We start from the raw sequence: 22,588 nt of genomic DNA on the forward strand, positions 1-22,588 counted from the left end.
GATTGCCGTCGGGCCGGCTCAGAACAGGTCCAGCACCTGCTCGGGCGGGCGGCCGAGGGCGGCCTTGCCATTGTGGAGCACGATCGGACGTTCGATCAGTTTGGGGTGCTCAACCATGGCCTTGACCAGGGCCGGGCGATCAAGTTCCGGATTGTCGAGTGCCAGTTCCTTGTACAGGGTTTCCTTGGTACGCATCAGCTGGCGTGGCTCCAGACCCAGCAGGTCGAGAATCTGCTCCAGTTCCGCCTCTGTCGGAGGGGTTTCCAGGTAGCGTATAATCTCCGGCTGGATGCCTCGTTCTTCCAGCAGAGCCAGGGTCTGGCGGGATTTTGAACAGCGCGGATTGTGGAAAATTCGGGTCGGTTCTGTCATCGTTCTGTGTCTTTCCTGAGCCGGTTCGGGCCTTGTCGGGCCTGCTTAATCGGGGCAGCTAGTCTAACAGGAGGCCCGGTCGTGCAATACCCCGCAGCTTTTTTGCCCTCTGCAATCCTATTATTCCGGCGTCTGGCCCGGCACTCGCGCCGGACGGCGCCGTTACTGCTGGTCATGGCGGCGCTGGCAGGGTGTAACCGGGTAGAGCTGCCCACCGCTGAGGGCGAGGTGCTGGAATGGCAGTCGATGCGAGGCCAGTGGGTGGTGGTGAACTACTGGGCAGAGTGGTGCAAACCCTGTCTGGAGGAAATACCGGAACTCAACGCCCTTGATGAGCAGCCGGCTGTCACGGTTCTGGGCGTGAACTTTGATGGTGTTGGTGGTGACGACCTGGTCGCGCTGGGTGACACCATGGGAATCCGCTACGCCATGCTGACCACAGATCCCGGACCTGAGTTCGGCTGGCAGTTGCCCGTGGCGTTGCCGGCCACCTTTATCGTGTCGCCTGACGGCGAGCTTCACGAGGCCCGTTTTGGGCCCCAGACCGAGCGCCAGTTGCTGGACGCCATGGGGCTGTAGCGCACAGACGCTGTGCGCCAATCTTTTTGCAATTTAGATGGAATCAACCTTGCCTGATACCTTTGTACACCTCCGTGTCCACTCCGAGTACTCCATGGTGGACGGCCTGGTCCGGGTCAAACCGCTGATCGGCCGCGTCGCGGATATGGGCATGCCCGCTGTGGGCCTGACCGAGCAATCAAACCTGTGTTCCCTGGTGCGTTTCTATAAGGCCGCTGTGGGTGCCGGGGTGAAGCCCATCATCGGCGCCGATCTCTGGGTGGAGAACCCGGATGATCCGGAAGTTCCGTTCCGTCTGACCCTGCTGGCCCGCAATCAGACCGGGTACCTCCATCTCACCGAGATCATTTCCCGTGGTTACACCGAAGGTCAGCGTTACGGCAAGCCCATCATCCAGCGTGCCTGGCTGGAGGAAAAAGCGGCCGGGCTGATCGCCCTGTCCGGCGCCAAGATGGGCGACGTTGGCAAGGCCCTGTTGGCGGGCAAGACTGACCTGGCCCGGGAGCGGGCACGGTACTGGATGTCGCTCTATCCGGAGGCGTTTTACCTGGAGCTGCAGCGGACCGGGCGACCGGGGGATGAAGACTGTCTGCATCACAGTGTGGCCCTGGCTACAGAGCTGGGCTGCCCGGTGGTGGCCACCAATGACGTTCACTTCCTGGCGCCGGAGGATTTCGAGGCCCACGAGGCCCGGGTCTGTATCGGTGAGAGCCGAACCCTGGATGATCCGCGCCGGGATCGCCGATTCAGCGACCAGCAGTACCTGCGCAGTGCGGAGGAGATGATCGAGTTATTCTCTGACATCCCCGAAGCGGTCGAGAACACGGTGGAGATTGCCCGCCGCTGTTCGGTGAAAGTGCGGATGGGGGAGTACTTCCTGCCCAACTACCCGATCCCTGACGGCATGACCATGGATGACTACTTCCGCCAGGTGTCGGAAGAGGGGCTGGAAGGGCGCCTGGAGACCATTCTCAGCAAGGATGATCCGGACTACGACGACAAGCGTGCGGCCTACTACAAGCGGCTCAACTTCGAGCTGGACATCATCATCCAGATGGGGTTCCCGGGCTACTTTCTGATCGTTATGGACTTCATCAAGTGGGCCAAGAACAACGGCGTGCCCGTTGGCCCGGGGCGAGGCTCCGGTGCCGGCTCCCTGGTGGCCTATGCGCTGCTGATCACTGATCTGGACCCGCTGGAATACGACCTGCTGTTCGAGCGATTCCTCAACCCGGAACGGGTCTCCATGCCGGACTTTGACGTCGACTTCTGTATGGAAGGGCGGGACCGGGTCATTGACTACACCGCCGAGAAGTACGGTCGCGAAGCGGTGTCCCAGATCATCACCTTCGGAACCATGGCCGCGAAGGCGGTGGTGCGCGACGTCGCCCGGGTTCAGGGCAAGTCATACGGACTGGCGGACAAGCTGTCCAAGCTGATCCCCTTTGAACCGGGGATGACGCTTGAGCGCGCGATCGTGGAAGAGCCACAGCTCAAGGAGTTTCTGGAGCAGGACGAAGAAGCCCGGGAAATCTGGGAGATGGCCCTCAAGCTCGAGGGGGTCTGCCGGAACGCCGGTAAGCACGCCGGTGGGGTGGTTATCGCGCCGACCAAGATCACCGATTTTTCCGCCCTGTACTGTGACGATGAGGGTGGCAGCCTGGTCACCCAGTTCGACAAGGGGGACGTGGAAGACGCTGGTCTGGTGAAGTTCGACTTCCTCGGTCTGCGGACCCTGACCATCATCAAGTGGGCGTTGAACATGATCAACCCGCGCCGTTCCACGCGTGGGGAAGATGAGCTGGACATCAGTGCCATTCCGCTGGATGACAAGCCGTCGTTCGAGATGCTCAAGCGAGCTGAGACCACCGCGGTATTCCAGCTGGAATCCCGGGGCATGAAGGACCTGATCCGCCGCCTGCAACCGGACTCCCTGGAAGACATGATCGCCCTGGTGGCGCTGTTCCGTCCGGGGCCGCTGCAGTCTGGCATGGTGGACGACTTCATCGACCGTAAGCACGGCCGCCAGCCGATGTCCTATCCGCACCCGGATTACCAGTATCAGGGCCTGCAACCGGTGCTGGAGCCGACCTATGGGGTCATCCTCTACCAGGAACAGGTCATGCAGATCGCTCAGGTGATGGCTGGCTATACCCTGGGGGGCGCCGACATGCTGCGGCGGGCGATGGGTAAGAAAAAGCCGGAGGAGATGGCCAAACAGAAGGCCATCTTCCTGGATGGCTGTGAGAACAACGGCATCGACAAGACCCTGGCGGAGAATATCTTCGACCTGGTGGAAAAGTTCGCCGGCTACGGCTTCAACAAATCCCACTCCGCGGCATACGCCCTGGTGTCCTACCAGACCCTGTGGCTGAAGGCGCATTATCCCGCCGAATTCATGGCCGCGGTACTCACTGCCGATATGCAGAACACCGACAAGGTGGTGACGCTGGTGGAAGAGTGCCGCAACATGAAGCTCGACCTGCTGGTGCCGGACGTCAGTCGCTCCGAGTACACCTTCACGGTTAACGACAACGGCCAGATTGTCTACGGCCTCGGGGCCATCAAGGGGCTCGGGGAAGGCCCGATCCAGAGCGTGGTGGAAGGCCGCACCGATGGTCCCTATCAGGACCTGTTTGATTTCTGCGCCCGGGTCGATCTCAAGAAGATCAACAAGCGGGCCCTGGAGGCGCTGATCCGCTCCGGCGCCATGGACAAGCTGGGAGCCAGCCGTGCCCAGTTGATGGCCAGTATCGACAAGGCCCTGCAGCAGGCCAACCAGCAGTCCCGCAACGAATCGGCGGGCATGGTGGATATGTTTGGCGACATGCTGGCCGGCGGTGACGGCGGCAACCCCTACGAGGACGTCACCGGTGTACGGGAGTGGCCGGAGAAGGAGCGCCTGAAGGGCGAGAAGGACACCCTCGGGTTGTACCTCACCGGTCATCCGTTTGATGAGTATGAGAAAGAAGTGCGTCGGTTTGTCCGCTGCGCCATTGCCGACCTCAAACCCAACAAGTCACCACAGCGGGTCGCCGGACTGGTGGTGGCCCAGCGCACCATGAAGACCAAGACCGGGTCCACCATGTGCTTCATCACCCTGGACGACCGCAGTGCCCGCATCGAAGCCACCCTGTTCTCTGAGGCCTTTATCGAGAACCGTGAGCTGCTGGGGTCGGATCAGGTGATCGTGGTGGAAGGACAGGTCAGTCACGACGATTACTCCGGCCAGATGAAAATGCGGGTCAGTACCGTGATGGACGTGGCCACGGCGCGTCAGCGGTTCAGTCGCGGGCTGAAACTGTCGTTGCATGCCGACCAGCTGCAAAATGGTCTGCTCGACAGGCTGGACGGCCTGCTGCGACCGTGCCGCTGTGACGGCAGCCCGGTGTGGGTGGATTACCAGAGCCAGGATGCGGCCACCCGGATAGAACTGGGCGACAGCTGGCGGGTTGAGCCCAATGATGAATTGCTCTGGGAACTCAAGCACCTGGTGGGCGACCGGGGGGTGGAACTGGTCTATGATTGAGGGCGGGCGGACGCTGTAGCCATTGGTCGCACCTTATACCAAGGTCCGCTTCAGCGACCCGTTTAGCGCTGTTATTGTTTGCCGAAATTGTTGGCAGAAATTCGACTGGTGAGGGCGAGCCTCGCCCAGCAACCTGATTGACGGAACATCATGAATCCCAATTACCTGGACTTTGAACAGCCGATCGCCGACCTGGAAGCCAAGATCGAAGAGCTTCGCATGGTGGGCAACGATACCGACATCAACATCAGCGATGAAATCAACCGCCTGCGCAGCAAAAGCGTGAGCCTGACTGAGTCGATCTTTTCCGACCTCAAGTCGTGGGATATCGCCCGTCTGGCCCGGCACCCACGCCGGCCCTATACCCTGGACTACATCGAGACCATGTTTGACGACTTCGATGAGTTCCACGGTGATCGCGCCTACGCCGATGATCAGGCCATTGTCGGCGGCACCGCCCGCCTGGACGGTAAACCGGTGATGATCATCGGCCACCAGAAGGGCCGGGAAGTGCGTGACAAGGTTCGCCGCAACTTCGGCATGCCGCGTCCGGAAGGTTACCGCAAGGCCGTCCGGCTGATGGAAATGGCCGAGCGTTTCAAACTGCCGGTGCTGACCTTTATCGATACCCAGGGAGCCTACCCCGGTATCGGCGCTGAGGAGCGTGGCCAGAGCGAGGCCATCGCCCACAACCTGGCGGTGATGTCCCGTCTGAAGACGCCGGTGATCTCCACCGTGATTGGCGAAGGTGGTTCCGGTGGCGCCCTGGCCATTGGTGTCTGCGATCGCCTGCTGATGCTGCAGTATTCGACCTACGGGGTGATTTCTCCGGAAGGGTGTGCGTCGATCCTGTGGAAGAGCGCCGAGTACGCCGCCCAGGCGGCTGAGGCTATGGGCGTAACCGCCGACCGGCTGAAAGAGCTGGGCGTGGCGGATCGCCTGATCGATGAACCCTTGGGTGGGGCCCACCGTGACCCCGAGGCCATGTCGGCATCCCTCAAGGCGGCACTGATCGATGAGCTGGAAGAACTTCAGCGGCTGCCGGAAGACGAGCTGCTGTCCCGTCGCTATGAGCGTCTGACCCGGTATGACAACGGACGGTAAACGCCGTCCCGCTGCGTCATCCTGGCCTGATTCCCTGCTCGCGCCCCTGCGGGCGCTGCCGGATGACGGCCCCCTCCTGATTGCCCTAAGTGGTGGCATGGACTCGGTGGTGCTGTTGCATGCCGCGGTCCATTGCCTGGCTGAACGCCCCGGTGGCCTTGCCGCCCTCCACATCAATCATCAGCTCCAGACTAACGCTGACGACTGCGAAGCGTTCTGTCGCGAGCTGTGCGCCTCCCTGGGGGTGGCCTGTCAGGTGACGCGAGTCACGGTGCCGCAGGGTACTGCCGGTGGTCATGGTGGGCTGGAAGCCGCGGCCCGGGAGGCCCGCTATCAGGTATTTGAAGCAGCACTCGCCCAGGGCGGCACCCTGTTGATGGCGCACCACCAGGATGACCAGGCTGAAACGGTGCTGTTCCGATTGCTGCGGGGCTCCGGTCCGGCGGGATTGGCGGGCATGCCCCGACAGCGACCGTTGGGCGGTGGCCGGCTGGTACGGCCGTTCCTGGAGTTCTCACGACAGCAATTGCAGGGTTGGGCGGACAGCGCGGGTTATCGCTGGGTGGAAGACCCCAGCAATCAGGACACCGGGTTTGATCGCAACTTCCTCCGCCACCGTGTCCTGCCGCTGCTGAAACAGCGTTGGCCGACGGTGCTTAAACGACTGCAGCGCAGTGCTGAGGCCTGTGACGAGGGGGCTCAGCTGGCGGCGTCGCTGGCGCGCCTGCACCATCAACAGGTGGCCTCCTGTGACGGCGGCCTGCGGGTGGCTGAGCTGGCCCGACTTACCGGGCCAGAGCAGAAAAACCTGCTACGCTGGTGGATAGGTCAGCGGGGGCTGCCAGTGCCGGAACGTCAGGACTGGCGCGCGTCCCTGGCCGAGCTCACCGACGCGGGCGAGGATCGTCAACCCGAACTGGTCGGGCAGGGCTTTGTGCTTCGGCGCTACCGCGGCACCCTCTACCTGGTTACGGCGGAGCAACGGTTGCCCGAGCCCTGCTGGCTGGAGCCGGGGCGGCCAACCCGATGGGGCGACTGGCGCCTGACTCTGGAGCCGGTGGTGGTGCCGAGTACGCAAATACCGAAAATCCGACTGTCGACCCGACAGGGGGGAGAGCGTCTCAGACCTGACTCCGACGGGCCCTCCCGGGCCCTGAAAACCTGGTTGCAGGAACAGGCCGTTCCGCCTTGGGAACGGGCGCGGTTACCGGTTCTGACGGAGCTTGGCGAGGTGGTCGCCGTCGGCGATTTCTGGATCTCGCCGAAGTACGCCGGAGCGGCGCCAGAGCGCGGCTGGCGGATTGTTGTGGAGCGGTATTGTGATTGAGAAGGTGGGGCGGTTCTGGTAGTCTGGCGTCCCATCTTGAGATGACAATCTCCCTCCTTCACCGAATCAGATAAATCACACGGAATCTGCATGACGCGTTATATTTTCGTCACCGGCGGTGTCGTGTCCTCCTTGGGGAAAGGTATCGCTTCCGCCTCTCTGGCAGCGATCCTGGAGGCACGCGGCCTGAAGGTCACCATCCTCAAGCTGGACCCCTATATTAACGTCGACCCGGGCACGATGAGCCCCTTCCAGCACGGCGAAGTGTTCGTGACTGAGGACGGCGCCGAGACGGATCTTGATCTGGGCCATTATGAGCGGTTCATCCGCACGCCCATGACGCGCCGCAACAACTTCACCACCGGCCGGGTGTATGAAGAAGTCATCCGCAAAGAGCGCCGGGGTGACTACCTCGGGGGCACGGTGCAGGTGATTCCTCACATCACCGACGAGATCAAGCGCCGGGTCATTGAAGGCGCTGCTGGTGCCGATGTGGCGCTGGTGGAGATCGGCGGTACTGTGGGCGACATCGAATCGCTGCCGTTCCTGGAAGCCACCCGCCAGCTCAAGGTGGAAGTGGGCCCGCAGCGTGCGCTGTTCATGCACCTGACCCTGGTACCGTACATCGCCACGGCTGGTGAAGTGAAAACCAAGCCGACCCAGCACTCGGTGAAGGAAATGCGCTCCATCGGTCTGCAGCCGGACATCCTGCTGTGCCGGTCTGAGCACGAGGTGGATGTCAGCTCCCGCCGCAAAATTGCGCTGTTTACCAACGTTGAAGAGCGCGCGGTGATTCCGTTGCAGGATGCCAAAACCATCTATGCCATCCCGCGGATGCTGCACGAGCATGGCCTGGACCAGTTGATCATCGACCGCTTCAACCTGGAAGCCGGCGATGTGGATCTGGGTGAGTGGGACGCCGTGGTGGATTCCCAGCTTAACCCGGACAACGAAGTCACCATCGCCATGGTCGGCAAGTACATGGAGCTGCTCGACGCCTACAAGTCGCTGATCGAATCCCTGCTCCATGCTGGCATCAAGACCCGCACCAAGGTCAATATCAATTACATTGACTCTGAAGACATTGAGCGTGAAGGCACGGCGGCGCTGGAATCCGCCGACGCCATCCTGGTGCCCGGTGGCTTCGGTGAGCGCGGTGTGGAAGGCAAGATCCGCACCGTACAGTACGCCCGCGAGAACAAGGTACCGTATCTCGGGATCTGTCTGGGCATGCAGGTGGCGGTGATCGAATATGCCCGCCACGTTGCCGGTCTGGCGGATGCCCACAGCACCGAGTTCCGTGAACACACGCCGTCGCCAGTGGTGGGCCTGATCACCGAGTGGCTGGATGCAAGCGGCGAGCGCGAAGAGCGCACCAGCGACTCCGACCTGGGTGGCACCATGCGCCTGGGCGCCCAGGACTGCGCGCTGACCGAAGGCTCCACCATTGCCGATTGCTACGGCAAGAAGGTGATTCGCGAACGTCATCGCCACCGTTACGAAGTCAACAATCACTTCGTCTCGCAGCTTGAGGAGGCCGGGCTTCGCATTTCCGGGCGTTCCACCGACGGCGCGTTGGTGGAAGTGGTGGAAGTGGCCGACCATCCCTGGTTTGTGGCCTGTCAGTTCCATCCGGAGTTCACGTCGACCCCACGGGATGGCCATCCGCTGTTCCAGGGCTTTGTGGAAGCCGCCCTGGCTCGACACCAGGGGTAACACCTTTTTTGACACCGACGCCGGTGCGGTCTTCCGCACCGGCGTTTTGATTTGCCGGCCCCGTGCCGGCACCGGACAGGAACACGACCGTCATGGCCCAGTCCCAAGTTACCGTTGCCGACATCCCCATTGCCAACGATCAGCCGTTCGTTCTTTTCGGCGGTATGAACGTGCTGGAATCCCGGGACATGGCTTTCGAGGTAGCAGAAGCCTACGTTGAAGTCACCCGCAAGCTTGGCATTCCCTATGTGTTCAAGGCCTCGTTCGACAAGGCCAATCGCTCGTCAGTCAGTTCATTCCGTGGCCCCGGCCTGGAGCAGGGGGTGCAGTTGCTGGCCGACATCAAGGAACGCTTCAACGTTCCGGTGATTACCGACGTGCACGAGCCGCACCAGGCCCAGCCCGTCGCGGAAGTCTGCGACGTGATCCAGCTGCCAGCCTTCCTCAGCCGGCAGACCGACCTGGTGGTGGCCATGGCCAAAACCGGTGCCGCCATCAACATCAAGAAAGCCCAGTTTCTGGCCCCGCAGGAGATGCAGCACATCATCCGCAAATGCGAGGAAGCCGGTAACGATCGCATTATTCTGTGCGAGCGTGGCACCAGCTTTGGTTACAACAACCTGGTGGTGGACATGCTCGGTTTCGGCATCATGAAGTCGCTGCAGGTACCGGTGTTTTTTGATGTCACCCACGCCCTGCAGATGCCGGGTGGCCGTGCCGACTCCGCGGGTGGGCGTCGTGCCCAGGTCTGCGATCTGGCCCGTGCCGGCATGTCCCAGGGACTGGCCGGACTGTTTCTGGAGGCTCATCCGGACCCGGATCAGGCCAAGTGTGACGGCCCCTGCGCGTTGCGGCTGAGCCAGTTGGAGCCGTTCCTGCGCCAGGCCAAGGCGATGGATGAGCTGGTGAAGTCATTTGAGGCGATCGACACTGCCTGATTTGCATCAGGCGCCTCGAGCCGGGCGCCCCGAACCGGGCGCCCCGAACCGGGCGTCCCGAACTGGGCGTCCCGATATCCGCATTCGTACTGAACCCATAACGTTGATCTGATTACAGAACGTTGGAGAAAAAAACGCATGACCACAATTGCCAACATCAAAGCCCGTGAAGTGCTGGATTCTCGTGGTAACCCCACTGTAGAAGCCGATGTGATCCTGGAAGACGGTACCGTCGGCCGGGCCTGTGCGCCGTCCGGTGCCTCCACCGGTTCCCGCGAGGCGCTGGAGCTGCGCGATCAGGACGCCAGTCGCTACCTGGGCAAGGGTGTCACCAAGGCGGTGGCTGCGGTGAACGGAGCGATCCGTGACGCACTGCTGGGCAAAGATGCGGCCGATCAGCGCGGTCTGGACAACATCATGCTGGAGCTCGATGGCACCGAAAACAAGGCCAAGCTCGGCGCCAACGCCATCCTCGCGGTGTCCCTGGCGGCTGCGAAGGCGGCGGCTGCTTCCCTGGGCAAGCCGCTGTATGAGCACATCGCTGACATCAACGGCACCTCTGGCCAGTTCAGCATGCCGGTCCCGATGATGAATATCCTCAACGGTGGCGAGCACGCCGACAACAACGTGGATATCCAGGAGTTCATGGTTCAGCCGGTGGCGGCCAAGAGCTTTGCTGAAGCTCTGCGTATCGGCGCCGAGATCTTCCACAGCCTGAAAAAGGTACTGAAGGCTCAGGGTCTGAACACCGCGGTGGGCGATGAGGGCGGTTTTGCTCCGAACCTGCCATCCAACGAAGCGGCTCTGGCAGCTATCCAGGAAGCGGTGGAGAACGCCGGGTACGAGTTGGGCAAGGATGTGACCCTGGCCCTCGACTGCGCGTCCTCCGAGTTCTTCAAGGATGGCCAGTACCAACTCTCCGGTGAAGGCAAGTCCTTCGATTCCGCCGGCTTTGCCGATTACCTGGCCGGTCTGTGCGAGCGTTTCCCCATCGTCTCGATCGAAGATGGCATGGACGAGAGCGACTGGGACGGCTGGAAAGTGCTGACCGAGAAACTGGGTGACAAGGTGCAACTGGTGGGTGACGACCTGTTTGTCACCAATACCAAAATCCTCAAGCAGGGCATCGACAAGGACATCGCCAACTCGATCCTGATCAAGTTCAACCAGATCGGCAGCCTGAGCGAAACCCTGGACGCCATCAAGATGGCCCAGGACGCTGGCTACACTGCGGTTATTTCCCACCGTTCCGGTGAAACCGAGGACACCACCATCGCTGATCTGGCGGTGGCCACATGTGCCGGCCAGATCAAGACGGGTTCGCTGTGCCGTTCAGACCGGGTTGCCAAGTACAACCAGCTGCTGCGGATTGAGGGCGAACTGGCTGAACGGGCGCCGTATCGTGGTCTGACCGAGATCAAAGGCCAGGGCTGAGACCGTAAACGTGGCCTAACCGGTTAGGTTCGGCTAAACTCTTAAGGCTGCCGATTATCTTTAGGGTGTAACCTACGGATTCGGCAGCTTTTATGTTTCTGGTAACCCGTCCCCATAGGGCAAGTCGAGCGCTCAAATGAAGGTTTTATGGTCGGTGATGATTATCATCATTCTCCTGCTGCAACTGCGGTTGTGGGTGGGGGAGGGCAGTTTTGCCCAGGTCTGGAGCCTGCAGGAATCCATTGCGGCGCAACAGGCAGAGAATGCCACCCTCGCCGCCCGTAACCAGCGGCTTTACGCTGAAGTTCGTAACCTGCGTCATCAGCAGGGGGCGATCGAAGAGCGCGCGCGGATGAATCTGGGGCTGATTCGCCAGGACGAGACCTTCTTCCTGGTGGTTGAGCCCTGAACCTGCCATAGGCCGGCAACCCCTGAGTCTGACAGCAATGATGAACAGTCCCCGTCTCTGGCTGGTAATCCCGGCCGCTGGGGTGGGTCGGCGCATGGCCGCCGATTGTCCCAAGCAGTATCTCCGTATCCACAATCGCTACGTGTTGGACATTACTCTGTCCCGGGTGCTGGACTTTGCACCGTTTGCCGGCTGCGTGGTGGCATTGAACCCCGAAGATGGTTACTGGTCTGAGGCCGATGCCAGCAAAGACCCCCGAATTCAGACCTGTGCCGGGGGCCAGGAGCGGGCGGACTCAGTGCTGGCTGCCTTGCAGGCACTGGACGCCCGGGCGGCAGACGACGACTGGGTGCTGGTACACGATGTTGCCCGGCCCTGCCTGATGGCGGAAGACCTCACCCGACTGTTGGAGCGGCTGGCAGCGGATGAGGTGGGTGGCCTGCTGGCAGCGCCTGTGAGCGATACCATCAAACGTGTGCCCAAAGGCCGTGACCAGGTCACGGCCACCGAAGACCGCAGCCTCCTGTGGCGGGCGCTGACACCGCAGATGTTCCGCTACCGGACGCTCTGCGCGGCGTTGACTCAGGGGTTGCAGGCTGGACAGCCGATCACCGATGAGGCATCCGCCATTGAACTGGCAGGCCTGATACCCCGGGTGGTCGAGGGGCGTCCAGACAACCTCAAGATTACCGTGCCGGCGGACTTGGCCCTGGCAGAATTCATTCTCGGGCAATCCACCGCCCGCGATCAGCAGTAAGAGCAGGAGAACCTCATGCGGATAGGCCAAGGCTTCGATGTCCACGCGTTTTGTGATGGCGACCGGGTGATACTGGGCGGCGTGAGTATTCCCCACAGTCAGGGACTCAAGGCCCATTCCGACGGTGATGTGCTGTTGCACGCACTGGCCGACGCCCTGCTCGGTGCCCTGGCTCTGGGGGATATTGGTCACTTCTTTCCGGATACCAGTGACCAGTGGGCGGGGGCGGACAGCCGCGACCTGTTGCGGCGGGTGATGGCGGAGGTGCACCAGCGGGGCTACCGGGTGGTCAATGTCGACACCACGGTGATTGCCCAGGCACCGAAGATGGCTCCCCACGTAAACGCCATGCGGCGGAACATTGCGGAAGACCTGAACGTGGCGGTGGAGTGCGTCAGCGTCAAGGCGACGACCACCGAAAAACTCGGGTTCACCGGCCGTCGTGAGGGCATAGCCTGCCAGGCGGTCTGTCTGCTGGAGGCTGCTGACCATGACCGCTGATCCATCACCCTGGTGTCTGGACTGGCCCGTATCCGGTGAAGGCCGGGTTGGCCGGGCGGTGCTCAAGGTATCTCCGGAAACCTTCTTTGTCGACGAGGATCTGGGGCTGCCCGGGTTTCCCGAGGAATGCGGTGCCGATCAGCGCCAGGGGGAAGGTGAGCACCTGTGTCTGCGGCTCGAGAAGTGTGGCGACAACACTGATTATGTGGCCCGCCAGCTGGCCGATCTCGCCGGTTGCCGGGCCCATGAAGTGGGCGTCTGTGGCCTCAAGGATCGCCATGCGGTGACCCGGCAGTGGTTCAGCATCCAGCGACCTGGCCGGGAAGCCGAGGATGTTGACTTCGTGGCGACGGTGGCCGAACGCTGGCCGGTGCTGGCCTGTCGCCGTTTCAACCGCAAACTGCGGCGGGGAGACCATCGCGGCAATCGCTTCCGCATTACCCTGGTGGCGGTGGAAGGCGACCGGGCTGCCATCGAATCGGCTCTGAACCTGGTGGCCCGGGAAGGCTGCCCCAACTACTTTGGCCGCCAGCGCTTTGGCCACAACGGTGGTAACCTTGATCGGGCCATTGCCGACGCCAAAAAAGGCCATCGACCCCAGCGTCGCCGTGGTCATGGCAATCGCCAGAAGGCCGGCCTCTACCTCTCTGCTGCCCGTTCCTGGCTGTTCAACGCGGTGCTGGCAGAGCGGGTTCGACAGGGCAATTGGCATCAGCGTTTGCCGGGCGAGCCTGACCCGGAGCGGCCCACGGGCCCTCTGTGGGGGGATGGCGGTACCCGCGCCACTGAGGTTCAGGAAACCCTGGAGCGGCAGGTCGTCGCGGCGATGCCGGAGCTGGAGGCGGTGTTTGCCGCTTCCCGCATGTCGCCCGAGCGGCGTCCGCTGGCGCTGTTACCCGGGCAACTGGAGTGGCAGTGGCCGTCAGAGTCCGAGCTGACACTCACGTTTCATCTGCAGGCAGGACAATACGCCACGGCACTGATTGGCAACGTTTTCGAGCTTCAGGATGCCAGTGGACTCGCAGCCAGCGGCTAAAGCGGGCATATTAGTGGGCTGACTGTCAGGGTTGCAGCGTCGGCTCTGGCAGGGACTTGGTAAAATAACGAAAGGGCTACACCCCACGGACATGATTGCCACGGCGCAGGGATCGCCGGGAGGGTCGGGGCCCGTGGAGATGATTGTGCGTATTCTGTTGTCCAATGATGATGGTGTCCATTCTCCGGGGCTGGTGGCCCTGCATGACGAGCTGAGTGGTCTGGCGGAGCTGGAAGTGGTGGCTCCCGACCGGGATCACAGTGGGGCCAGTAACGCCCTGACCCTGAACCGTCCATTGACGGTGGAACGTCACCCCAACGGTTTCCAGTCGGTGGATGGAACCCCTACCGATTGCGTTCATTTGGCGGTTAACGGCCTGTTTGACGCGCCTTTCGACCGGGTGATCTCCGGTATCAATACCCACGCCAATCTCGGTGATGACGTCATATACTCCGGCACCGTTGCCGCTGCCACCGAAGGCCGCCACCTGGGCTTACCGGCGATTGCCATGTCGCTGGCCAGCGAGGGGCGGGGCCATTTCGATACCGCCGCCCGGGTTGCCCGCTTCCTGCTGGAGTGGCGGCGTCCGCTGTCCCTGGGGCCGCGCTGCATCCTCAACGTCAACGTGCCAGACCGTCCCTGGCAGGAGCTGGCCGGATTCCAGGTGACCCGGCTTGGCCACCGCGGGCGTGCCGAAGGGGCCGTACCAGTCACTTGCCCGCGCGGGCGGGCGCGCTACTGGATTGGCGCCGCCGGGGATGGGGGCGATGATGGTCCGGGTACCGACTTTGCCGCCATTCGCGCCGGTTTCGTATCGGTGACGCCGGTCCAGGTGGACATGACACGGCACGAAGCGCTGGGCTCGCTGTCACAGTGGCTGGAGGGCGCGAATCAATGAGCAGTGAACTTCAGGGTATAGGCATGACTTCCCGGCGCACGCGGATGCGACTGATCCAGCGCTTGAGGGAGCATGGCATCGACAACGAGCAGGTGCTGGATGTGATGGCGGACGCACCACGCCACATCTTCCTGGATGAGGCGCTGGCTCACCGTGCTTATGAGGACACCGCGCTGCCGATTGGCCATGGCCAAACCCTGTCACAACCCTACATTGTTGCCCGAATGACCTCCGCGCTGATGGCCCATAGTCCCTCCCGGGTGTTGGAGCTGGGAACCGGCTCGGGTTACCAGACCGCCATCCTCGCCAGGCTGGTGGATGAAGTCTTCAGCGTTGAGCGTATCAAACCGTTGCAGGACAGGGCCCGTGATCGCTTGCGTACTCTCGGGGTGAGGAATGTGGTGCTGCGCCATGCGGATGGCGGTATTGGCTGGCCCGAGAAGGGGCCCTTCGATGGCATTATTGTCACCGCCGCACCCAAGGTGCTGCCTTCCGAGTTACTTTCCCAGCTGGCCGATGGTGGTGTGTTGATCGCGCCGGTCGGCGAGACCACCCAGATGCTGGTGCAGACCGTACGCCAGGGCGACGAATTCGTGCAGACCGAACTGGAACCGGTGCGCTTTGTACCCCTGCTGGGCGGGGTGGTTCGATGAGTCAGGCGGACGATCGCAGCCATAGCGCTCTGGGCATCGCGCTGCGGGGACTGGCGATGGGCGCAGCCGACATCGTCCCCGGCGTCTCCGGTGGCACCATCGCGTTCATTACCGGTATCTACTTTCGCCTGCTGGCGGCAGTGAACGCTGTACCCGCGGCGGTGTTGGGAGAGCTGCTCAAAGGACGCGTCAAAGCCTTCTGGGTGCGATGCGACGGCACGTTTCTGACACTATTGCTGGCGGGTATTCTGGTCAGCATCGTGACCATGGCTTCCATGATCAGCTACCTGCTGCAGGCTTATCCGATCCTGTTGTGGAGTTTCTTCTTTGGCCTGATTCTGGCGTCGGTGTGGCACGTGTTGAGGCAACTGCAGCGGCCTGACTGGCCATTGCTGGCGCCCCTGGCGTTGGGTGTGGTGTTTGCCTGGTGGGTAACCACCCTGCCGGTCGGACAGGTGTCGCCGTCCGGGCTGGTGTTTTTCGGCGCCGGGGCGCTGGCCATCTGCGCGATGATACTGCCGGGTATTTCCGGCAGCTTCATCTTGGTGATTCTGGGGATGTATGCGCCGGTACTGGCAGCCATCAAGGGTGCCCAGTTTGCCACCCTGGGGCTGTTTGCCGCTGGCTGTCTGGTGGGCCTGCTGTCGATCGCCCGACTGTTGACCTGGGCGATTCACCGCTATCACGATGCCGTAATGGCACTACTGACTGGCTTCATGATTGGTGCGTTGAACAAGGTCTGGCCCTGGAAAGAGACCCTGAGCTGGCGCACCAACAGTGCCGGCGAGCAGGTTCCGTTGAGTCAGGTTAGTGTGTCGCCGGGCCGGTTTAGCGAGCTCACCGGTGAGCCGTCACAGTGGGCGCTGGCCCTGGGGTTAGCCGTTGCGGGCTTTGCGGCCGTGCTGTTGGTGGAGTGGCTGGGGCAGCGTCGATTGCCAAAAGTGGCAGCAAAAACATGACACTGTGTTCGTTTAATTGTTTTTGCAAAGTGTTACCTATCCGAACTTTAATCTGTTTCCGCCAGTAACAAATACCAAGAGGCGGTAACTTGGAACTGCACAGAAAATGTGCAATATATTAGCGAGTTAGTGATAACAGTTTAGATCGCCTCCGGTTTTTTATATTGATTTCGAATGGCTAAGACGTTTTTATTCTAACAAAGCTCAACTATCGGCCGACTCGCACCGTGACTCCTACTACCCCTTCCAATAGCGCCCGTCAGGGCGTGCAGGGGCAAGGGCGCAACGTCGCCCTCCGTGCCCGCCGCCACCGCAGCCTGCTGCTGGTGGCGGTGATGCTGTGGCTGGCCGGTTGTAATTCCCAGTCAATCTACAGCGACGATTCCTACAACCCCCCGGTGTACTGGGGGCAGCATGTGGTCAAGCGTGGCGAGACCCTTTACAGCATCGCCTGGCGCTATGGCCGCGATTACCGCGAACTGGGTAACGCCAACGGCATTGATCCGCCGTACCACATCCAGGCGGGGCAGGTTCTGCATCTCGACCGTCGTGGAACTGTAACCTCATCCCGCCAGACTGGGGCCAGTCGGACCCCGTCGGCCTCCCGCAGCAGCTCTGCATCCACCACAAGCCGGGCGTCCTCGAGGGCATCCGCATCCAGTTCACGCAGTGGTCAACAGGCGAGTCGTCAGTCTGGCCGGGTGGATACCAACCGCACCCAGACCGTTTCCAGCATCGAGTGGCGCTGGCCCCACGCTGGCACCGTAATTGCAGGATTTTCAACAACTGGCAAGATCAACAAAGGTCTCGATATTGCAGGCAATACCGGTGACCAGATCAGGGCGGCAGCCGCTGGTAATGTTGTCTATGCCGGAAGTGGGTTGCTCGGTTACGGCAACCTGATCATTGTGAACCATAACGAGCACTACCTGAGTGCGTATGCCCATAACCGGAGCATACTCGTGCAAGAAGGGGAGGACGTCCAAGCCGGGCAAGTCATCGCAGAGCTGGGAAACAGCGGAGCGGATAGACCCAAGTTGCACTTTGAAATTCGTAAGAACGGCAACCCAGTCGATCCCTCACGCTACCTGCCTCCTCGCTGACATCCGGCGCCACAGCAAAACCGCATATAACAATACGTCACGTCGATCGCAGGCCTGAAATGCGAGACGGCGGCAACAATGCCCTGAACAAACAACAACGAACGAAACAGCAGGCGTCTGCGACAACTACAAAACAGGCAGACGGATAAACCGGGTCATTCAAAGGCGGGATTAGCATATGTCAGTAGAACATGAAGAACTCATCATCGAACGTGAAACCACTGTTGACGAAGCCGACGATGAAGTCGAGGCCGTTTCCCTTGAAGACAAGAGATCGGCTCAGGAGCAGGACGGCTCCCCCACCAAGGAAGACATACCCCCCCAGGGACGCTATTTCGGCAGCCAGAAACAACTGGATGCCACCCAGCTCTATCTCAATGAGATAGGCTTTTCTCCACTGCTGACGCCGGAGGAAGAGGTCTATTTCGCACGACTGGCCCGAAAAGGTGAGGAAGCCGGTCGCAAGCGGATGATCGAAAGCAACCTGAGGCTGGTGGTGAAAATTGCCCGTCGGTACGTCAATCGCGGTCTGACCCTGCTGGATCTGATCGAGGAAGGCAACCTGGGGCTGATCCGGGCAGTTGAGAAGTTTGATCCCGAGCGCGGGTTCCGCTTCTCTACCTACGCCACCTGGTGGATTCGTCAAACCATTGAACGCGCCATCATGAATCAGACCCGGACCATCCGGCTGCCGATTCATGTGGTCAAGGAGCTCAACCTGTATCTGCGGGCGGCTCGTGAGCTGACCCAGAAACTGGACCACGAACCGTCGGCGGAAGAGATCGCCAAGGTGGTGGACAAGCCGGTGGCGGACGTCAAACGCATGCTGGGCCTGAACGAACGGGTCGCCTCGGTGGACACCCCGATCGGCAGCAGCGGTGAGAAGTCTCTGCTGGATACCGTTGCCGATGAGGGCGCGTCCGATCCGGCGGATCTTTTGCAGGACAACAACATGTGCAGCTGCATCGAGAACTGGCTGGACCAGCTCAGCGACAAGCAGCAGGAAGTGTTGTCACGGCGTTTCGGGCTGCGTGGTTATCCTACCAGCACGTTGGAAGAAGTTGGCCAGGAAATTGGCCTGACCCGTGAACGGGTTCGCCAGATCCAGGTCGAAGCGTTGCGCCGGCTTCGGGAAATCCTTGAAAAAGAAGGCCTTTCCGGTAACATGCTGTTCATGTAAACGCTTTCGGGTAGCAAGCCTGGGGGAATCATCCCAGGCTTGCCCGTCGTTGGTTGCGTTCGCCGCAACCCGGAAACCGACCCTCTGTGGTCGGTTTTTTTATGGCGCGCAAATGAGAACCAGGTTACGTCTCGTGTCTGAAGCGCCTTGTTACAATCGGCGAGCGTCATGTTGAGTCGTAATGATGAGCTACGAACCAATACGCAACCATAACAACATAAAGGAAAGGACGATGAACAAGGCCCTATCAACACTGATTTCCGGTTGGGTGCTGTCCGCAGCCCTGTCGACACCTGCCATGGCGTTGACCGTGGAAGGCGTCGATGTACCAGACACCTATACCGCCCAGCAGTCTGAACTGACCCTCAACGGCGCTGGCACCCGTTCCAAGTGGTTTATGGATCTGTACGTCGGTGGTCTATACACCCCGCAGAAGGCCAGCGACGCAGCTGCGGTGATCAATGCCGATGAGCCCCAGGCGATCACCCTGCATATCATCTCCGGGCTGATCACCAGCGAGAAGATGACATCCGCGACCCTGGAAGGCTTTGAAAGCGCCACCGGTGGCAACCTTGCGCCGATCCAGAGCGACGTCAACGCGTTTCTGGATGTCTTCTCCGAGGAGATCAAGGAAGGCGATGTCTTCGATCTGGTCTACCTGCCAGGGGAAGGGGTTCGGGTGTTGAAGAACGGCGATGCCCGCGCCACAGTCGGCGGTCTGGAGTTCAAGAAGGCGCTGTTCGGAATCTGGCTGTCGGACGAGCCGGCCCAGGAAGACCTCAAACAGAAAATGCTGGGCCAGCGTTAAGCTATAGCCCCCCGGGCTGACCACGGCCGTGGTCAGCCTGCGCACGATTACCAGCTACAGGTAATCCCGCTTGTCCTTGAACTCACACAGATCCTCGATCATGCAGATACCGCACTTCGGTTTGCGGGCGGTACAGGTGTAGCGACCATGGAGGATCAGCCAGTGGTGAGCATCCAGCAGGAATTCCTTGGGCACCAGCTGGACCAGGCGTTTCTCCACTTCCAGCACGTTCTTGCCCGGCGCTATACCGGTACGGTTTGAGACTCGGAATATATGAGTATCAACCGCCATGGCAGGCTGACCGAAGGCGGTATTCAGCACTACGTTGGCGGTCTTGCGGCCAACACCGGGCAGCGCTTCCAGCGCCTCGCGGTTGTCCGGCACTTCACCCTGATGCTTCTCCAAAAGCATGCGGCAGGTCTTGATGACGTTCTCGGCCTTGCTGTTGAACAGCCCGATGGTCTTGATGTATTCCTTGAGCCCATCCACCCCCAGGGCCAGAATTGCCTCCGGGGTATTGGCCACCGGGTAAAGCTTGGCCGTGGCCTTGTTGACCCCGACATCGGTGGCCTGCGCCGACAGGATGACGGCGATCAGCAGCTCAAACGGGCTGCTGTAGTTCAGCTCGGTGGTGGGATTGGGGTTGGCATCCCGCAACCGGGTAAAGATTTCAGTACGTTTTTGCTTGTTCATAACAAAAGTTCAGTGCTCAGGATACCTGTCCGGTGACCCGGACCCGTTTGCTGCCCGTGGTTGCCGGCTCCTTGGGGACCTGCGCCTGACGAGCTTTGAGGCGGTTGTCGATGCCGTTCTTGATGGCGATCAGCAAGCCCAACCCGATGAACGCCCCCGGAGGCAGGATCATGAACAGCACGTCCGGGTAGTTGGCCAGGGGGCGGAAACCCCAGTCCGCGGCGATTGGCCCGAGCAACAGGTCCATGTCGGTGAACAGGGTGCCCTGTCCCACCAGCTCCCGGAAGCCACCAAGAATCACCAGCACCGCGAGGAACCCAAGTCCCATCATGGCCCCATCCAGCAGGGCCGGCAGGGGAGGGTTCTTGCTGGCAAAAGCATCGGCCCGGCCCAGAATGGCGCAGTTGGTGACGATCAGCGGGATGAAGATGCCCAGAATCTGGTACAGCTCGTAGGTGAAAGCCTGCATCAGCAGTTCGGCGCAGGTAACGAATGACGCGATGATCATCACAAAAGCGGGCAGACGTACCGAATCGGAGACGAAGTTGCGAATCAGCGACACCGCCAGGTTGGAGCCCATCAGCACCAGCAGGGTAGCCAGTCCCAGGCCAATGGCGTTGACCACGGTGCTGGTCACCGCCAGCAGTGGACACAGTCCCAGCACCTGAACCAGTGCCGGGTTGTTGCTCCAGAGGCCGTCGCGAATGATCTCGGCGTTGCTCTTGGTGGCCATGGTCAGCGGGACTCCTGTGGCGAGGGCAGGTCGAAGTTCGGTGGTAGCTGGTCCTGATGGGCAGCAAGGTAGCGCAGGCTGCGATAGACCGAACCGGTGACGGCCCGTGGGGTGATGGTGGCGCCGGTGAACTGGTCAAACACGCCGCCATCCTTTACCACTGCCCAATCCGAGGGGGCGGGATTGGTGAGCGAGCGGCCATTGAACGACAGTACCCAATCGGATTTCTTGCGCTCTACCTTGTCTCCCAGTCCCGGGGTTTCCTTGTGACTGGTGACCCGTACCCCAAGAATCTCGCCATTGCTGGCAACGCCCACCAACAGGCGGATATTTCCGGAATAGCCGTTCGGCGCCACCGCGGGCAGAATCAGGCCTACGGCTTCGCCGGCATCGCGGGCTACCCAGGCCTGCACTGGCTGCAGGACACCGAAACGATCGTCAGCAGGCAGGGTGACGGTGTCTTCCAGCAGGTTGTTGTCATGCTGCTGCTCGGGAATGATCTCGAACAGGGCGCGCGCTTCCGCCCGGGCTGCCTGTTCTTCAATACGATCCTTGGTCAGGGCCTGGGTGACGGCGATGGTACCGCCGGTGATCACCGCAAACAGGCCCAGGCCGATAGCGCTGCGCCGGATGGATTGGGTTAATGCCGACATCTTAACCTGCCTCCTTGCCGGCCAGTCCACGCCGTGGCTTGTGATGGCCATAGGTGCGCGGAGGGGTGTAGTGATCGATGAAGGGAACGGCAAAGTTCATCAACAGTACGCTGAAGGCGATGGCATCCGGGTAGTTGCCCCAGGTGCGGATGATGTACACCAGAATGCCGATGCCTGCCCCGTAGATCAGTTTGCCCTGGTGGCTGGTGGCGGCGGACACCGGGTCGGTGGCGATAAAGAACGCCCCCAGCATAGTGGCGCCGGCCAGCAAGTGGAGGGTTAGTGGCGCGTAGAGGTCCTCATTGCTGCCGAAGGCCAGGCTCATCAGGGCCAGGCCACCGAGCAGACTGAGTGGTATGTGCCAGGTGATGATTCGCAGCGCCAGCAGTAGCAGACCGCCGGCCAGGAAGGCACCATTGACCCATTCCCAGCCGCGGGCAATACCGTCACCAAAGGTGGGGTGCTGCAGCACTTCGGCGGCGGTATGGGTCGCAATCTGGTGTTTGTACTCATCCAGTGGTGTGGCCATGGTGAAGGCGTCGACCGCCGTCTGCTGTCCGGAGGTTATCGTGGCCAGGGTATCGGCCAGGGACGGGGCGTCCTGCCAGAGCAGGCCGGGCTGGGCCCAGTTGGTGGTCATCGCCACCGGAAACGACACCAGCACCAGGGCGTAACCCACCATGGCGGGATTGAACGGGTTGGCGCCGAGACCGCCATAGAGCTGCTTCGCCAGAATGATGGCCGCCAACACTGCCACCATCGACACCCACCAGGGGGCGAGTGGTGGCAGGGACAGACCCAGTAGCAGGCCGGTGACCGCTGCGGTGTTGTCTTTCAGGAAGAACGCCACCGGCCGTTGCCGCAGCTTGAGCATCACCGCCTCGGCGGCAACGGCCAGCATTACACACCAGATGACGTTGATCAGGTTGCCCCAGCCGAAGAACACGGTCTGCGCCAGCAGCCCGGGAATCGTCGCCAGAATCACCCACAGCATGACCCGGGACGTGGGCCGGGCGCCGCGTGTGTGGGGAGAGGATTGTTGCCTTAGTGCCATGTGCTCGGTGCCTGATGGTAATTGCTGTTGGGGTGCTCAGTCGGCGTCCTGGGTGGCCAGCTGGGCTTTGGCCTCGCTCAGGGCCTGTCGCGCCCGCTGAACCCGATCCTCGTTCTTGGCCACCGCGCGCAGCAGTTTGTCGACATTGTCGC

22 protein-coding genes are annotated in these 22,588 nt (G+C 61.4%); 17 read left to right on the forward strand and 5 right to left on the reverse strand.

Annotation, left to right across the window (positions count from 1 at the left end):
- Positions 1-18: 18 nt before the first annotated feature.
- Positions 19-372 (reverse strand): arsenate reductase (glutaredoxin), encoded by a 354-nt coding sequence (gene arsC, locus MLD24_RS09120; RefSeq protein WP_227171587.1) that lies wholly within the window; start codon positions 370-372, stop codon positions 19-21.
- 81 nt (positions 373-453) lie between these two features.
- Here arsC and MLD24_RS09125 point away from each other — a divergent pair, with 81 nt between their 5' ends.
- The 17 genes from MLD24_RS09125 (at position 454) to MLD24_RS09205 (ending at position 19,303) form a co-directional block, all read left to right on the forward strand.
- Positions 454-951, forward strand: a complete 498-nt coding sequence (locus MLD24_RS09125; RefSeq protein WP_248166351.1) for a TlpA family protein disulfide reductase — start codon at positions 454-456, stop codon at positions 949-951.
- A gap of 49 nt (positions 952-1,000) precedes the next feature.
- Positions 1,001-4,480: a DNA polymerase III subunit alpha gene (dnaE, locus tag MLD24_RS09130; RefSeq protein ID WP_248166353.1), complete on the forward strand. Its 3,480-nt coding sequence runs from the start codon at positions 1,001-1,003 to the stop codon at positions 4,478-4,480.
- A gap of 150 nt (positions 4,481-4,630) precedes the next feature.
- Complete coding sequence (gene accA / locus MLD24_RS09135) at positions 4,631-5,584, forward strand: acetyl-CoA carboxylase carboxyl transferase subunit alpha (RefSeq protein WP_227171585.1); 954 nt, start codon at positions 4,631-4,633, stop codon at positions 5,582-5,584.
- The gene (tilS, locus tag MLD24_RS09140) at positions 5,568-6,911 is read left to right on the forward strand and encodes a tRNA lysidine(34) synthetase TilS (RefSeq protein WP_248166355.1); all 1,344 of its coding nucleotides are present in this window, start codon (positions 5,568-5,570) and stop codon (positions 6,909-6,911) included. The genes accA and tilS overlap by 17 nt, the downstream gene beginning before the upstream one ends.
- Positions 6,912-7,001: 90 nt before the next feature.
- On the forward strand, positions 7,002-8,627 hold the full coding sequence (gene pyrG, locus MLD24_RS09145; protein ID WP_248166357.1) for a CTP synthase: 1,626 nt from the start codon (positions 7,002-7,004) through the stop codon (positions 8,625-8,627).
- 92 nt (positions 8,628-8,719) lie between these two features.
- Positions 8,720-9,565 carry a 3-deoxy-8-phosphooctulonate synthase gene (gene kdsA / locus MLD24_RS09150; RefSeq protein WP_248166358.1) on the forward strand — a complete coding sequence of 282 codons (846 nt, stop codon included), beginning with the start codon at positions 8,720-8,722 and terminating at the stop codon, positions 9,563-9,565.
- Positions 9,566-9,703: 138 nt separating this feature from the next.
- A complete protein-coding gene (gene eno, locus MLD24_RS09155; RefSeq protein ID WP_248166360.1) occupies positions 9,704-10,999 on the forward strand; it encodes a phosphopyruvate hydratase in 1,296 nt (431 codons plus the stop codon).
- 136 nt (positions 11,000-11,135) lie between these two features.
- Positions 11,136-11,408, forward strand: coding sequence for a septum formation initiator family protein (locus MLD24_RS09160; protein WP_227171580.1), 273 nt, complete (start codon positions 11,136-11,138; stop codon positions 11,406-11,408).
- A gap of 40 nt (positions 11,409-11,448) precedes the next feature.
- The gene (gene ispD, locus MLD24_RS09165) at positions 11,449-12,165 is read left to right on the forward strand and encodes a 2-C-methyl-D-erythritol 4-phosphate cytidylyltransferase (RefSeq protein WP_248166435.1); all 717 of its coding nucleotides are present in this window, start codon (positions 11,449-11,451) and stop codon (positions 12,163-12,165) included.
- Between the two features lie 15 nt (positions 12,166-12,180).
- A complete protein-coding gene (ispF, locus tag MLD24_RS09170; protein WP_248166362.1) occupies positions 12,181-12,666 on the forward strand; it encodes a 2-C-methyl-D-erythritol 2,4-cyclodiphosphate synthase in 486 nt (161 codons plus the stop codon).
- Positions 12,656-13,702 carry a tRNA pseudouridine(13) synthase TruD gene (gene truD / locus MLD24_RS09175; protein WP_248166364.1) on the forward strand — a complete coding sequence of 349 codons (1,047 nt, stop codon included), beginning with the start codon at positions 12,656-12,658 and terminating at the stop codon, positions 13,700-13,702. Before ispF ends, truD begins: the two co-directional genes overlap by 11 nt.
- 145 nt (positions 13,703-13,847) lie before the next feature.
- The gene (surE, locus tag MLD24_RS09180; protein ID WP_248166367.1) at positions 13,848-14,600 is read left to right on the forward strand and encodes a 5'/3'-nucleotidase SurE; all 753 of its coding nucleotides are present in this window, start codon (positions 13,848-13,850) and stop codon (positions 14,598-14,600) included.
- On the forward strand, positions 14,597-15,253 hold the full coding sequence (locus MLD24_RS09185) for a protein-L-isoaspartate(D-aspartate) O-methyltransferase (protein ID WP_248166369.1): 657 nt from the start codon (positions 14,597-14,599) through the stop codon (positions 15,251-15,253). Before surE ends, MLD24_RS09185 begins: the two co-directional genes overlap by 4 nt.
- Positions 15,250-16,212, forward strand: coding sequence for a DUF368 domain-containing protein (locus MLD24_RS09190; protein ID WP_248166371.1), 963 nt, complete (start codon positions 15,250-15,252; stop codon positions 16,210-16,212). Before MLD24_RS09185 ends, MLD24_RS09190 begins: the two co-directional genes overlap by 4 nt.
- Before the next feature lie 335 nt (positions 16,213-16,547).
- Positions 16,548-17,315, forward strand: a complete 768-nt coding sequence (locus MLD24_RS09195; protein WP_282450556.1) for a peptidoglycan DD-metalloendopeptidase family protein — start codon at positions 16,548-16,550, stop codon at positions 17,313-17,315.
- Positions 17,316-17,493: 178 nt separating this feature from the next.
- Positions 17,494-18,495 (forward strand): RNA polymerase sigma factor RpoS, encoded by a 1,002-nt coding sequence (gene rpoS, locus MLD24_RS09200; protein WP_227171573.1) that lies wholly within the window; start codon positions 17,494-17,496, stop codon positions 18,493-18,495.
- 232 nt (positions 18,496-18,727) lie between these two features.
- The gene (locus tag MLD24_RS09205; RefSeq protein WP_227171572.1) at positions 18,728-19,303 is read left to right on the forward strand and encodes a chalcone isomerase family protein; all 576 of its coding nucleotides are present in this window, start codon (positions 18,728-18,730) and stop codon (positions 19,301-19,303) included.
- Between the two features lie 54 nt (positions 19,304-19,357).
- On the opposite strand, the gene nth is transcribed toward MLD24_RS09205, so the two are convergent.
- The 4 genes from nth to rsxD are packed head-to-tail and all read right to left on the reverse strand — an operon-like array spanning position 19,358 to position 22,436.
- Positions 19,358-19,996 carry an endonuclease III gene (gene nth, locus MLD24_RS09210; protein WP_248166375.1) on the reverse strand — a complete coding sequence of 213 codons (639 nt, stop codon included), beginning with the start codon at positions 19,994-19,996 and terminating at the stop codon, positions 19,358-19,360.
- A gap of 16 nt (positions 19,997-20,012) precedes the next feature.
- Positions 20,013-20,729 (reverse strand): electron transport complex subunit E, encoded by a 717-nt coding sequence (locus MLD24_RS09215; RefSeq protein WP_248166377.1) that lies wholly within the window; start codon positions 20,727-20,729, stop codon positions 20,013-20,015.
- A gap of 2 nt (positions 20,730-20,731) precedes the next feature.
- Entirely contained in the window at positions 20,732-21,382 is a 651-nt protein-coding gene (rsxG, locus tag MLD24_RS09220; RefSeq protein WP_248166380.1) for an electron transport complex subunit RsxG, read from the reverse strand.
- A gap of 1 nt (position 21,383) precedes the next feature.
- Positions 21,384-22,436, reverse strand: a complete 1,053-nt coding sequence (rsxD, locus tag MLD24_RS09225) for an electron transport complex subunit RsxD (RefSeq protein ID WP_248166382.1) — start codon at positions 22,434-22,436, stop codon at positions 21,384-21,386.
- Positions 22,437-22,588 lie beyond the last annotated feature (152 nt).

Source organism: Marinobacter xestospongiae (genome assembly GCF_023156385.1).
In the GTDB taxonomy this organism is placed as follows: domain Bacteria; phylum Pseudomonadota; class Gammaproteobacteria; order Pseudomonadales; family Oleiphilaceae; genus Marinobacter; species Marinobacter xestospongiae.

What these genes read in the sequence shown, in the direction of transcription:
- arsC (WP_227171587.1), bottom strand. Translation starts at nt 372, where the DNA reads ATGACAGAACCGACCCGAATTTTCCACAATCCGCGCTGTTCAAAATCC.
- accA (WP_227171585.1), top strand. Translation starts at nt 4,631, where the DNA reads ATGAATCCCAATTACCTGGACTTTGAACAGCCGATCGCCGACCTGGAA.
- tilS (WP_248166355.1), top strand. Translation starts at nt 5,568, where the DNA reads ATGACAACGGACGGTAAACGCCGTCCCGCTGCGTCATCCTGGCCTGAT.
- pyrG (WP_248166357.1), top strand. Translation starts at nt 7,002, where the DNA reads ATGACGCGTTATATTTTCGTCACCGGCGGTGTCGTGTCCTCCTTGGGG.
- kdsA (WP_248166358.1), top strand. Translation starts at nt 8,720, where the DNA reads ATGGCCCAGTCCCAAGTTACCGTTGCCGACATCCCCATTGCCAACGAT.
- eno (WP_248166360.1), top strand. Translation starts at nt 9,704, where the DNA reads ATGACCACAATTGCCAACATCAAAGCCCGTGAAGTGCTGGATTCTCGT.
- MLD24_RS09160 (WP_227171580.1), top strand. Translation starts at nt 11,136, where the DNA reads ATGAAGGTTTTATGGTCGGTGATGATTATCATCATTCTCCTGCTGCAA.
- ispD (WP_248166435.1), top strand. Translation starts at nt 11,449, where the DNA reads ATGAACAGTCCCCGTCTCTGGCTGGTAATCCCGGCCGCTGGGGTGGGT.
- ispF (WP_248166362.1), top strand. Translation starts at nt 12,181, where the DNA reads ATGCGGATAGGCCAAGGCTTCGATGTCCACGCGTTTTGTGATGGCGAC.
- truD (WP_248166364.1), top strand. Translation starts at nt 12,656, where the DNA reads ATGACCGCTGATCCATCACCCTGGTGTCTGGACTGGCCCGTATCCGGT.
- MLD24_RS09185 (WP_248166369.1), top strand. Translation starts at nt 14,597, where the DNA reads ATGAGCAGTGAACTTCAGGGTATAGGCATGACTTCCCGGCGCACGCGG.
- MLD24_RS09190 (WP_248166371.1), top strand. Translation starts at nt 15,250, where the DNA reads ATGAGTCAGGCGGACGATCGCAGCCATAGCGCTCTGGGCATCGCGCTG.
- MLD24_RS09195 (WP_282450556.1), top strand. Translation starts at nt 16,548, where the DNA reads ATGCTGTGGCTGGCCGGTTGTAATTCCCAGTCAATCTACAGCGACGAT.
- rpoS (WP_227171573.1), top strand. Translation starts at nt 17,494, where the DNA reads ATGTCAGTAGAACATGAAGAACTCATCATCGAACGTGAAACCACTGTT.
- MLD24_RS09205 (WP_227171572.1), top strand. Translation starts at nt 18,728, where the DNA reads ATGAACAAGGCCCTATCAACACTGATTTCCGGTTGGGTGCTGTCCGCA.
- nth (WP_248166375.1), bottom strand. Translation starts at nt 19,996, where the DNA reads ATGAACAAGCAAAAACGTACTGAAATCTTTACCCGGTTGCGGGATGCC.
- MLD24_RS09215 (WP_248166377.1), bottom strand. Translation starts at nt 20,729, where the DNA reads ATGGCCACCAAGAGCAACGCCGAGATCATTCGCGACGGCCTCTGGAGC.
- rsxG (WP_248166380.1), bottom strand. Translation starts at nt 21,382, where the DNA reads ATGTCGGCATTAACCCAATCCATCCGGCGCAGCGCTATCGGCCTGGGC.
- rsxD (WP_248166382.1), bottom strand. Translation starts at nt 22,436, where the DNA reads ATGGCACTAAGGCAACAATCCTCTCCCCACACACGCGGCGCCCGGCCC.